At 71.6% G+C, this 12,470-nt stretch carries 8 protein-coding genes and 1 pseudogene; 3 read left to right on the top strand and 6 right to left on the bottom strand.

The window, feature by feature from the left end:
- Together AB0N27_RS00600 and dnaG are read right to left on the bottom strand one after the other, a co-directional pair.
- Positions 1-534, bottom strand: coding sequence for a hypothetical protein (locus AB0N27_RS00600; RefSeq protein WP_364362316.1), 534 nt, complete (start codon positions 532-534; stop codon positions 1-3).
- A 1-nt stretch (position 535) separates the two neighbouring features.
- Positions 536-2,438 (bottom strand): annotated as a pseudogene (gene dnaG / locus AB0N27_RS00595) (DNA primase).
- A gap of 112 nt (positions 2,439-2,550) precedes the next feature.
- Between dnaG and AB0N27_RS00590 the strand changes: the two are divergent.
- Positions 2,551-3,747, top strand: coding sequence for a low temperature requirement protein A (locus AB0N27_RS00590; RefSeq protein WP_364362315.1), 1,197 nt, complete (start codon positions 2,551-2,553; stop codon positions 3,745-3,747).
- Between the two features lie 7 nt (positions 3,748-3,754).
- Here AB0N27_RS00590 and AB0N27_RS00585 read toward each other — a convergent pair whose 3' ends face one another.
- From AB0N27_RS00585 to ppdK, 4 genes are all read right to left on the bottom strand, one after another.
- Positions 3,755-4,570 (bottom strand): siderophore-interacting protein, encoded by an 816-nt coding sequence (locus AB0N27_RS00585; protein WP_364362314.1) that lies wholly within the window; start codon positions 4,568-4,570, stop codon positions 3,755-3,757.
- A gap of 14 nt (positions 4,571-4,584) precedes the next feature.
- On the bottom strand, positions 4,585-5,826 hold the full coding sequence (locus AB0N27_RS00580; protein WP_364362313.1) for a deoxyguanosinetriphosphate triphosphohydrolase: 1,242 nt from the start codon (positions 5,824-5,826) through the stop codon (positions 4,585-4,587).
- Positions 5,823-6,170 (bottom strand): VOC family protein, encoded by a 348-nt coding sequence (locus tag AB0N27_RS00575; protein WP_364362312.1) that lies wholly within the window; start codon positions 6,168-6,170, stop codon positions 5,823-5,825. Before AB0N27_RS00575 ends, AB0N27_RS00580 begins: the two co-directional genes overlap by 4 nt.
- Before the next feature lie 312 nt (positions 6,171-6,482).
- Entirely contained in the window at positions 6,483-9,218 is a 2,736-nt protein-coding gene (ppdK, locus tag AB0N27_RS00570) for a pyruvate, phosphate dikinase (RefSeq protein WP_364362311.1), read from the bottom strand.
- Between the two features lie 316 nt (positions 9,219-9,534).
- On the opposite strand from ppdK, the gene AB0N27_RS00565 reads away from it, so the two are divergent.
- Both AB0N27_RS00565 and AB0N27_RS00560 read left to right on the top strand, forming a co-directional pair.
- A complete protein-coding gene (locus tag AB0N27_RS00565) occupies positions 9,535-11,199 on the top strand; it encodes a beta-N-acetylhexosaminidase (RefSeq protein ID WP_364362310.1) in 1,665 nt (554 codons plus the stop codon).
- A gap of 413 nt (positions 11,200-11,612) precedes the next feature.
- Complete coding sequence (locus AB0N27_RS00560) at positions 11,613-12,272, top strand: C39 family peptidase (RefSeq protein ID WP_364362309.1); 660 nt, start codon at positions 11,613-11,615, stop codon at positions 12,270-12,272.
- Positions 12,273-12,470: the final 198 nt, after the last annotated feature.

Here is a 12,470-nt window from a genome sequence, read left to right as displayed (position 1 = left end):
TCAGTCGACAGGCGCGGTCGCCGCGCGGGCCACGCCGACAAGGCGGTCGGTCTCGGCGAGCAGGGTGTCGTCGTCCACAGGGGTGCCGGGGTCGAGCCGGACGGTCCACGTCAGGCCGTCGACCCCGGCCACCCGCCGGGCCGCGACCCGCGCCGCGCCGCCGGGCAGCCGCTGGTGTTCGGTGTACGCGACCGAGCGGGTCACCCGGGCCCGCACCTGGTGCGGCAGTTCACCCGGGTCGAGCAGCAGGTACGTCTCGGCGGGACCGTCGGTCACCAGCGCGTAGCCGTCGCGCTCGGCGACCGGCTCGGCGGGCGTGACAGTCAACTCCCGACCGGACCACACCGCCTTGAGGATGTCGTGCCAGCCGAGGCGGTGGCCCCGGCCGGGCAGCCACAGCCCGAGGTTGCTGGCCACGACCACCCCGTCGCCCTCGCCGTTGCCCACCGCGGCCCACGCGAGCACCCGCTCGTCGGCGGCCAGCGGCGGCCGGTCGGCCGGGGGCAGTTTCGGCTTGCGGCTGAACAGTCCCATGTCACAACCCTCCCGCGGCCTGCTCGCGCAGCGCCCGGGCGTGCTGCTCCAGTGACAGCAGCTCGCCGAACGCGGCGAAGTACTCGTCCTTGTTGTTGACCGGGTTGATCCGTTGGATCCGGGACTTGAGCTCCTGGATCCGGGCGGTCACCGACCCGAACTGCACACGCGCCATCGTGATCGACACGTATCGCGGATCCGCCTCGCCGTCGATCCGCAGCGGCTCCACCGCCAGCTCACCGACGAGGGCCGCCGCGGCCAGGTCGTCGCAGGAGTCGCGGACCTTCTCGATCCAGACCGCGCCGCCGGTCGCCGACACGGCCCCGCCGGCCGCCGCGATTGCCGTACGAACCGCCACGTGCACCGGATGGCGGTACTCCGTCGCCTCGACCGTGTCGAACATCGGCCCGGCCAGCACCGGCTGTTGCAGGGCCAGCTTCAGCGCCTCCCGCTCGACCATCGACTGTGGGCTGTCCACCGCCGGCTCGGGACGCGCCGGGGCGGGGCGGGCGGCGGGTGCGGCGTCCCGGCCGCCGGACGGTGGGGTGTTGGCGGCGGCGAGCACCGCCCGCTGCACCGGCTCGATCTCCATGCCGAGGTCCATGGCGAGCTTGCGGACGTACTCCGGGCGCTTCTCCCGGTCCTTCAGTTGCGCGACGAGCGGCGCGGCCCGGCGCATCGCCTCCACCCGGCCGTCGACCGTGTCCAGGTCGAAGCGGCTCAGCTCGTGCCGCAGCGCGAAGTCGACGAGCGGCTCGCGCCTGGCCACCAGGTCCCGCACCGCCAGGTCACCCTTGGCGAGCCGCAGCTCGCACGGGTCCATGTTGTCGGGGCTGACCGCGATGAACGTCCGACCCACGAAGCGCTGGTCGTCGGAGAAGGCGCGCAGCGCGGCCTTCTGCCCGGCGGCGTCCCCGTCGAAGGTGAAGATGATCTCGCCGGCCACCGAGTCGGTGTCCAGCAGGAGCCGGCGCAGCACGCCTATGTGGTCCGCGCCGAACGCGGTGCCGCAGGTCGCCACCGCCGTGGTCACCCCGGCCAGGTGGCACGCCATCACGTCGGTGTACCCCTCGACGATCACCGCCCGCCCCTGCTTGGCGATCTCCCGCTTGGCCTGGTCGATGCCGTAGAGCACGTGCGACTTCTTGTAGATCGGCGTCTCGGGGGTGTTCAGGTACTTCGGACCGTCGTCGTCGTCGAAGAGCTTGCGCGCCCCGAAGCCGATCACGTCCCCGGTGAGGTCCCGGATCGGCCAGAGCAGCCGACGACGGAACCGGTCGATGAGCGTGCCGGAGCGCGACTCCCGGGACAACCCGGCCGTCACCAGTTCCTGGTGGGTGAAGCCCTGCTGGCGCAGGTGCTTGGTGAGCGGATCCCAGCCCTCCGGTGCGAAACCGCAGCCGTAGCGCTGGGCGGCGGCCCTGTCGAAACCCCGCTGGGCCAGGAACTCGCGGGCCGGCCGGGCACCCGCGGTGCTGAGCTGCGCCTGGTAGAACTCCACGGCGGCGGCGTGCGCGGCGACGAGGCGCTGACGCTGGCCCTGCTGCGGGCGCGGGCGCGGGGTGCTGCGGTCGTCCTCCACGTAACGCAACTGGATGCCGGCGCGGCCGGCCAGCCGCTCGACGGACTCGACGAAGCTGAGGTGCTCCGCGTCCATCAGGAACTTGATGGCGTCGCCACCGGCCCCGCAGCCGAAGCAGTACCAGACGTTGCGGGCCGGGGAGACGTTGAACGACGGGCTCTTCTCGTCGTGGAACGGGCACAGGCCCTTGAGGTTGCCGCCACCAGCCGACTTCAGGGTGACCGTCTCGGAGATCACATCCCCGATCGAGGTGCGTTCCCGGACCAGTGCGATGTCCTCGTCCCGGATCCGCCCAGCCATGCGCCACCCCCTCGCCGTACATCCTGCCCTGCCGGACCGACGACGTGCCCGCCGGGGGACGCCGGTGTGGCGGCCACCGCCGCGGCTCGCCGGTTTCCGCCCGTGGGTCGGGCCCGCGCGGGGAGCATGACCAGATGCGCAGGGTACGCACCGGCGGCGTCCACTGGCCGGGCCGGCTGGCCGGCCGGCTCGGACTGCGCGACGCCGAACCCCGGTCGGACGAGGACGGGCACCGGCACGCCACCTGGCTGGAACTCTTCCTCGACCTCATCTTCGTGTACGCGCTGGCGGCGGTGGTCGCCCGGCTGGGCAACGACCCGACCCCGGCGCCGACGGAGGTGCTGGCCGTGCTCGGCCTGTTCGTGGTGATCCAGTGGGCGTGGGTGGGGCAGGTCTACTACGACACCCGGTTCGACCCGGACGACGCGCCGCACCGCATCCTGGTGCTCGTCGCGCTGATCGGCGCGGGCGCCATGACGCTTGGCGTCGACGAGGTGCCCGAGAGCGTCCTCCTACCCGTCGGATACCTGATCGTGCGGGGCGTGCTGCTCCTGTTGTACCTGCGGGCCCGACCCACCAGCCCGATGGCCCGTACGGTGACCTCGGTGTACCTGACCGGCTTCGGCGCGGGCTGGCTGATCTGGCTGGCCTCGCTGGCCGCCCCCGCCACGGCACGCCCGGTGCTGTGGATCGTCGCGATGGTCATCGAGCTGGCCACCCCCTGGGTCGGGTGGCGCTGGCTCGACAGGTGGCCGGTGGACGACAGGCACCTGCCGGAACGCATCGGGCAGTTCACCATCATCGTCCTGGGCAGCGCGCTGGCCAGCCTGCTCTTCGCGGTGCCGGACCACCCCCGGCCGTACATGATCGCGACCGCCGGGGTGGCGTTCCTGGTGCCGGCGGCCGTCTGGTGGGTCTACACCACGTTCGTCACCACCCGCCTGTTGCAGACCTGGCTGCGCGGCGGGCAGGCGTACAGCTATCTGCACCTCCCGTTGGACGGTGCGCTGCTGCTGCTCGGCTGGGCACTCGGGCAGGTGGTCCGGCTGGTCGACGACGACGCGACACGGCTGCCGCTGGAACTGCGGCTCGTGCTGGCCGCCTCGGTACTGGTCTGGATGCTCTGCGGTCTGGTGCTGTACTGGCTGTGGAGCCGGCCGACCGCCGGTCGGCTGGCGATCACCGGCTACGGCATCGTCGCGGCCAGTCTGGTCGCGGCGACGGTAGGCGAACCGAGACTCCTGCTGTTCCTGCTCGCGCTGGTGATCGTCGTGTACGCCGTGCTGCTCACCCGCCGACTCACCGCGGCCAGTCAGGAGACCGACGGCTGACGGGCGCTCAGGCGGCAGTCGCCTCCTCGGCCGCCACCTGCCGGTTCCAGTCGGCCTTGGTGGAGCGCCACCCCTCGTCGTCCATCCCGCGCCGCCAGTAACCCGAGATGGAGAGCCGGTCGGCGGGCACACCCCGCTCTGCGCGCAGCAGCCGGCGCAGCTCACGGACGAACGTCGCCTCGCCGTGCACGAAGGCGTGCACCTGACCGGGCGGGAACTCCAGCTCCCGGACCGCCGCCACCAGCGCGGCGCCCACCGGAGCCGTCCCACGGTGGAGCCAGGTCAGCTGGACCGCGCCGGGGCTGAGCAGCTTCTGCTCCTCGGCCGGCTCGGCGACCTCCACGAACACGTGCGCCGGGGCGCCCAGCGGCAGCCGCTCCAGGGCGGCGGCGATCGCCGGCAACGCGCTCTCGTCACCCACCAGCAGATGCCAGTCCGCGTCCGGGCTCGGCGCGTACGCCCCGCCGGGGCCCACGAAGTACACCGGGTCGCCGGGGCGCAGCGCGGCGGCCCACGGGCCGGCGAGCCCCTCGTCGCCGTGGTGCACCACGTCCACCGTCAACTCCTCGGCCAGCGGATCCCACCGCCGCACGGTGTACGCGCGCAGCCGGGGCCACTGCTCCCGGGGCAGCTCCCGACGGATCACCGCCATGTCCATCGGCTGCGGATACACCACACCCGGCTGCGGGAAGACCAGCTTGATGTAGTGGTCGGTGAACTCCCCCACCGGCAGGTCGGCAAGCTCGTCCCCACCGAGGACGAGCCGGATCACATGCGGGGTGGGTCGCTCGGTGCGCAGCACCTGGACCGAGGTGACCGTCATGTTGTTAGGTTATCCTAAGTAGTTGGTGGGCCGTCGCCGACCAGACGCGTGTGCCACGTCACCGCCGCCGGATCGGTGAGCGACGCGACCTGGTCGATCACCACCCGCAGCCGCGCCGCGTCGTCGGGCGCGGCCCGCCACAGCGGCGCGAAGATCGGATCCAGTCCGTCCGGCGCCCGCCGGACCAGCGCGGACACGACCTCCGCCAACATGGTGCGCTGCCGCTCGTAACGACCCCGAAAGCCCGAACGGCGCATCACATAGCGCAGGGCGATGCCCTTGAGCAGGGCGCAGTGCGCCCGGACCAGGCGCGGCACCACCAGATCGGCGGCGTACCGACGATGCGGTCCCGGACCGAAGCGCTCCTCGGTGGCGGCGACCGCCGCGGACACGAACCGGCCCGTCAGCCCGCTGGTCGTGGCCTTGAGGGCGACCTGGGCGCGATGGCTGCCGTCGTACCCGGCGAGCGGGGCGAGCAGCGGATCGGCGAGCAACTCCACAAGCACGCCGGCCAGGTCGTCGGCCGACTCCCCCGAGTACGTGGCGGCCACGTCCGCGCAGAGCGCGGCCCGCTCGTCGGCGTCGTCGAGCAGCGGCCGCAGCGTGACGTACCCGCCGTGCACGCCGTCCTCCACGTCGTGCACCGAGTACGCGACGTCGTCCGCCCAGTCCATCACCTGGGCCTCCAGGCAGCGGCGGTCCCCGGGGGCACCCTCCCGGATCCAGTCGAAGACCACCGTGTCGTCGGCGTACACCCCGAACTTGCGTTGCCCGGCACGGCGCGGCCACGGGTACTTGCCGATCGCGTCCAGCGACGCCCGGGTCAGGTTCAGCCCGGCGGACGAGCCGTCCGGGGCGAGCACCTTCGCCTCCAGGCGGGTCAGCACCCGCAGCGTCTGCGCGTTGCCCTCGAAACCGCCGCACGGCGTGGCCAGCAGATCCAACGCGGCCTCGCCGTTGTGCCCGAACGGCGGATGACCGAGATCGTGGGCGAGGCCTGCGACGTCCACCACGTCCGGGTCACAGCCCAGCCGGGCACCCATCTCCCGGGCGATCTGCGCCACCTCCAGCGAGTGCGTCAGTCGCGTACGCAGGAAGTCGTCGGTGCCGGCCGTGTGCACCTGGGTCTTGGTGGCCAGCCGGCGAAACGCCGCCGAGTGCAGCACCCGGGCCCGGTCACGCTCGTACGGCGACCGGCGATGCCCGGTGTCCTTGGGCGGCTCCTCGACCAGGCGAGCCTCCGGAGCGCCGCTCACGCAGAACGCAGGACGCAGAACTCGTTGCCCTCCGGGTCGGCCAGCACCGTCCACTCGACGTCACCCTGGCCGATGTCGACGTGCCGGGCACCCATGTCGACAAGCCGCTCGACCTCGGCCTCCTGGTCGGCCGGACGGAGGTCGAGGTGCAGCCGGTTCTTGCGCTCCTTGCCGTCGGCCACCGGCACGAAGACCAGGCCGGGCAGGCGGTCGGCGGACTGGCGGATCTCCACCTCGTCGGGCTTCTCGGTGACTACCTGATAGCCGAGCGCCTCGGCCCACCAGCGGGCCAGTCGGGCCGGATCACGGGCATCGATGGTCAGGCTCTCCCAGACGCTTGTCATGCAGTCACCCTTCCCCCTCGACGGCGTACGCAATCGGCCGTGTGCGAGGAGCCAAGATTACGCCCGCCACGGCCGCCCGACCTGCCCACGACGCATCGACGTCGGGTCCACAAACGCCGATTGGCCGGCAGTTGTCGACCGATTGCCGAGGGTTACCGGCTCGCGAGGTGGCAGTGGCCGCCAGTAGCGTTCCCGGCGCGGAAAGTGACCAGGCGGCTGTGCCGCTCGTCCCGGCCCACCTGGCGTCGCCCGCCTGTCTGAACGTCGGGGCCCGGCGGCGGCCGGGAGGCCCCGGTCCGCCGCCGGCCCACGTCAGCGGCTGTCCGACCCGCCGGTCTCCACGACCGCCCGGCCCGCCTCCAGCCGCGCCACCGGCACCCGGAACGGCGAGCAGGACACGTAGTCCAGGCCGACCTCGTGGAAGAAGTGCACCGAGTCGGGGTCGCCACCGTGCTCGCCGCACACACCGAGCTTCAGCCCGGGCCGGGCGGCCCGGCCCTCCTCGGCGGCGATCCGCACCAGCCGGCCGACGCCGTCCCGGTCGATCGACTCGAACGGCGAGATACCGAAGATGCCCAGCTCCAGGTAGCGCCAGAAGAACGCGCCCTCGACGTCGTCGCGGGAGAAACCCCAGCCCATCTGGGTCAGGTCGTTGGTGCCGAAGGAGAAGAACTCGGCGGCCTCGGCGATCTGGCCGGCGGTCAGTGCCGCGCGCGGCACCTCGATCATGGTGCCGATCAGCACCTCGACGCCGCTGTCCCCGACCACCTCCGCGATGATCTTCTCGGCCTCGGTGCGGACCGTCTCCAGCTCCTGCACCGCCCCGACCAGCGGCACCATGATCTCCGGCTTGGCCACCCCACCGCCTCGGGCGCAGCTGACGGCCGCCTCGGCGATGGCCCGCACCTGCATCGCGAACAGGCCGGGGATGACCAGGCCGAGGCGTACGCCCCGCAACCCGAGCATCGGGTTCTCCTCGTGCATCCGCCGGACGGCGGCGAGCAGGGCCTCCTCCTTCGCGACGTCCTCGCCCCGCTCCTGAGCGACAGCCACGTTCACCGCGAGCTGCTCCAACGGCGGCAGGAACTCGTGCAGCGGCGGGTCGATCAGCCGGACGGTGACCGGCAGCCCGTCCATCTCGCGGAAGATCTCCTCGAAGTCGGCCCGCTGCAACGGCAGCAGCGCCGCCAGCGCCGCCTCCCGCTCACCCTCGGCGCGGGCCAGGATCAGCCGCTCGACCAGCTCCCGCCTGTCGCCGAGGAACATGTGCTCGGTGCGACACAACCCGATGCCCTCGGCGCCGAAGCGCCGCGCCCGGGCCGCGTCCGCGCCGGTGTCGGCGTTCGTGCGGACCGCGAGCCGCCGCTTGCCGTCGGCGTGCGTCATGATCCGGTGTACGGCCCGGACCAGCGCGTTGTCGATGTGCTCCGGGTCGAGGCTGCCCTCGAAGTACTGCACGACCTCCGACGGCATGACAGGCACCTCGCCGAGGTAGACCTTGCCCGTGGTGCCGTCGATGGACACGACGTCGCCCTCGTTCACGGTCTGCCCGGCCACGGTGAAGCGCTTCGCCGGCACGTTCACGTCGATCTCGTCGGCACCGGAGACGCAGGTCTTGCCCATCCCCCGGGCCACCACTGCCGCGTGGCTGGTCTTACCGCCCCGCGACGTCAGGATGCCCTTCGCGGCGATCATGCCGTTCAGGTCGTCCGGGTTGGTCTCGCGGCGGACCAGGATCACCGACTCACCCTCGGCGGCCAGCTCGACGGCCCGCGCGGAGGTGAAGACGACCTTGCCCGACGCCGCGCCGGGCGACGCGCCGATGCCCTTCGCGACAGCCTCGAACTCGTGGTCGAGCTGGAAACGGGGGAACATCAGCTGCGCCAGCTGCGCGCCGTTGACCCGGTGCAGCGCCTCGTCCAGGTCGATGAGGCCCTCGTCGACGAGCTGCCCCGCGATGACGAACGCGGCGGCGGCCGTCCGTTTGCCGACCCGGGTCTGCAACATCCACAGCTTGCCGCGCTCGATGGTGAACTCGATGTCGCAGAGGTCCTTGTAGTGCTCCTCCAGCCGGGCCATGATGCCGAGCAGCTCGTCGTAGGAGGACTTGTCGAGCTGCTCCAACTCCTGCAACGGCACCGTGTTGCGGATGCCGGCGACGACGTCCTCGCCCTGCGCGTTGGCCAGGTAGTCGCCGTAGATGCCCTGCGCCCCGCTGCCCGGGTCGCGGGTGAACGCGACGCCGGTGCCGGAATCCGGGCCGAGGTTGCCGAAGACCATGCTCACCACGTTGACCGCGGTGCCCAGGTCGGCCGGGATCCGCTCCTGGCGGCGGTAGAGCACCGCGCGCTCGGCGTTCCACGACTCGAAGACGGCGCGGATGGCCAGGTCGAGCTGCTCGCGCGGCTGCTGCGGGAACTCCCGACCGGTGTGCTTCACGAAGATCTTCTTGTACGCGTCGACAAGCCCGCGCAGGTCGTCGGCGTCCAGATCCAGGTCGTTGGAGGTGCCCTTGGCGTTTTTGGCCTCGTCGAGGGCGTGCTCGAACTCCTCGCCTGGCACCTCGCAGACGGTCTTGCCGAACATCTGGATGAGCCGGCGGTAGGAGTCCCAGGCGAACCGGTCTGCGCCGCCGGAGGCGGCCTGGCTGCCTTCGCCGCTGGCCTGTCGTGCGAGTCCTTGCACGCTCTGGTCGTTGAGGCCGACGTTGAGGACGGTCTCCATCATGCCGGGCATGGAGAACTTCGCGCCGGAGCGGACGGACACCAGCAGGGGGTCCTGCGGGTCGCCGAGGCGCTTGCCCATGGCACGCTCCAGCGACTCCAGGTGCTTCTCGATCTGACCGGCCAGCCCGTCGGGCTCCCGCCCGGTCGCGAGGTACGCCTGGCAGGCCTCGGTGGTGATGGTGAAGCCGGGCGGAACGGGCAGGCCGAGGTTTGTCATCTCGGCGAGGTTGGCCCCCTTGCCGCCGAGCAGGTCCTTGAGATCCTTGTTTCCTTCAGAGAAGTCGTAGACGTACTTGTGATCGACGGTCTCTTGCGCTGCCACCAGAGCCTCCACAACACACGCGCCGGAATGACACTTAACGAAGGTTCAGTTTTCCTCTACCCCGCAGCGGACCACAGGTAATCCCCGGGTCGACGCCGATTGGTGGGCGAAGGTTAAGCGAACATCGAGCGACCTGGGACCGTTCGGTGACAATTGGCACAGCCATCACGACTATCCGTGTTCGTACCAGTTTTTGGGAACGCTTCCATGCGCACCATCACGCATCGAGGCCGAGCGCCGTACGCTTGATGGCACGCCAGCCGGTGAACGTCGCTTTTGCCATAACCGACGCGAATACACCCCCGGAGTCGCCGCCGTGTCGACCATCCCCTCCTCCGGCCCCACCGCTGCGCCCGCGCCACTGTCGGTCGGGGAGCCGGACGCGGCGACGCTGGCCCGCACGGCCGAGCAGAGCGCGGTCACGGCGCTCACCACGGCGACCCCGCACCGGCTCGCCGACGTCGTGCCCGCCCCGCAGCAGGTCCAGCCGGACCCGACCGCGGACTGGGTGCTGCCGGCCGACGCCGCGATCGTGGCCGGCGCCGACCCCGCCGCGCTGGCCGTCGCGGAACAGCTCGCCGAGCTGCTGCGCCCGGCCACCGGCTATCCGCTCCCGGTCACCGAGGCTGCCGCGCCGGCCCACGGCATCGCGCTGGTGCTGGACCGGACCGCCGCCGACCTCGGCCCGGAGGGCTACCGGCTCGACGTCACCACCACCGGGGTACGCCTCACCGCCGGCACCGCCACCGGCCTCTTCCACGGCGTGCAGACCCTGCGCCAACTGTTGCCGGCGGCCATCGAGAGCCCGACCCCGGTCGCCGCGCACTGGGCGCTGCCCGGCGGGACGATCACCGACGCGCCCCGCTTCCCGTACCGGGGCGCAATGCTCGACGTCGCGCGGCACTTCTTCGCCGTCGACGACGTGCTGCGGGTGATCGACCACCTGGCCCGCTACAAGCTCAACCATCTGCACCTGCACCTCACCGACGACCAGGGCTGGCGAATCGCCGTCGACTCCTGGCCGAAGCTGACCACCGTCGGCGGGACGACCGAGGTCGGCGGCGGCCCCGGCGGGCACTACACAACTGCCGACTACGCGCGGATCGTCTCCTACGCGGCCACCAGGCACATCACAGTTGTCCCGGAGATCGACCTCCCCGGCCACACGAACGCGGCGCTCGTCGCGTACCCGGAGCTGGCACCGGACAAGCTCGCGCCACCGCCGTACACCGGCACCGAGGTCGGTTTCAGCTACGTCGACCCGGCCGACGAGCGGACGTACGACTTCGTCGCCGACGTTCTGGGCGAGGTGGCCGCGCTCACCCCCGGGCCGTGGCTGCACATCGGTGGTGACGAGGCGTTCAAGGTCACCGGCGAGGTCTACACCGGTTTCGTCGAGCGGGTCCAGCGCATCGTGGCCGACCTCGGCAAGACCGTCGTGGGTTGGCACCAGCTCGCACCGGCCGCCCACCTCGACGGCCGGGTCCTGCAGTGGTGGGGCACCAACGGCGAAGACCCCACCACGGCCGAGGCCGTACACCGGGGCGCCCGACTGATCGTCTCCCCCGGCAACCACGCCTACCTGGACATGAAGTACGCCCCGGACACCCCGATCGGGCACGACTGGGCCGGCCTGATCGACGTACGGAAGGCGTACGACTGGGACCCGGGCATGCACGTCACCGGCGTGCCCTCGACGGCGGTCATCGGGGTGGAGGCCCCGCTCTGGACCGAATCGGTCACCTCGCTTGCCGACATCGAGTTCCTGCTGCTGCCCCGGCTCCCCGCCATCGCCGAGCTGGGCTGGTCGCCCCGGGCGACCCACGACTGGAACGGCTTCCGCGACCGCCTGGCCGGCCACGGCCCACGCTGGGACGCCGCCGGCATCACCTTCCACCGAGCCCCCGAGATCCCGTGGCCGAGCACCCCGGCGATCCCTGGACAGCGCCGAACCATCCCCGCAGGCGTCAACCCGACATAACAACCGAATCGATTCGCACGCGGGGCTCCGGCCGATCCGCCTGTCCGGTATCGGGCGGTTCGTCCCGTGGTCGAGGCCACCCCGGTGGCGGAATCCCGGGCCGGGCCGGGCCGTTATATCTGGCACGCCACCGCGACTCTCGGGTCGTACGCGGAGACATCCGCCGCCGACTCGAACACGGTGCGGGGCGGCCGCCGGGAACACCGGCCGGGCCACCCCGGTTACATCCCCTGCACAGTCGAACAGCACGGGCCGAGGATCCCGGTGGAATGATCCGCCGCCCCGGACCGTTGTGATCCGTCCCGACGCCGGCCCACGGGCCGCCGGGCGAGAACATCCCCCGAACTCCCGCGCGGGACCTGTCCCCCGACACGCCGCGCGGAACCCCCGATGAAGCAGAGGAGCACGCCATCATGCGTACCGATCTGATTCGTAAGACCGCACTGACCGCCGCCGGCCTCGCGTTCACCGGTGGCGCCATCGCCGGACCGGTCACCACCGCGTATGCCGCGTCGGACGCCAAGCCCACCGCGCAGACGCAAACCGACCGCAACGGTCACGGTGAGCGTCAGCTGGGCGTGCGCTACGAGGCCCAGCCGAACTTCTACTACTGCGGCCCCGCCGCCGCCCGTAACGCGCTGAGTGTGCAGGGCAAGGACATCAGCGTCGACGCCATGGCCAAGGAGATGGGCACCACCGAAGCCGGCACCAACTCCATCAACGACATCACCCCCGTGCTGAACAAGGAGACCGGCAAGAACGACGCCTACCGCTCCGTCGAGATCAGCACCCCGGCGGCCGACGACAAGCAGACCGACAAGCTGCGCGCCGACATCGTCAAGACCGTCGACGACGGTCGGGCCGTGGTCGCCAACATCGCCGGCACCACCACCGACACCGACGGCGGCGTGCACTCCTTCGAGGGCGGGCACTACATCAGCGTCGTCGGCTACCGCGACAACGGCCAGACGGTGAAGATCGCCGACTCCGCCGACCCGAACACCGCCTCCTACGAGGTGCCCGTCGAGCACCTCGCCGACTGGATCGCCACCCGCGGCTACGCCACCAGCTGAGCACCACCCAACGACGAAGGGCCGGACCCCACCACGGGGACCGGCCCTTCGGCATGTCCAGGTCCGCCCAGCGCCCAGCGCCCAGCGCCCAGCGCCCAGCGCCCAGCGCCCAGCGCCCAGCGCCCAGCGCCCAGCGCCCAGCGCCCAGCGCCCAAGATCCTCACAACATCGGGGATGTTGCTGCTTCCGACACGCAGG

It is taken from the genome of Micromonospora sp. NPDC093244 (assembly GCF_040683695.1).
Lineage (GTDB): Bacteria > Actinomycetota > Actinomycetes > Mycobacteriales > Micromonosporaceae > Micromonospora.
This window is presented reverse-complemented; position numbering and strand designations above follow the sequence as displayed.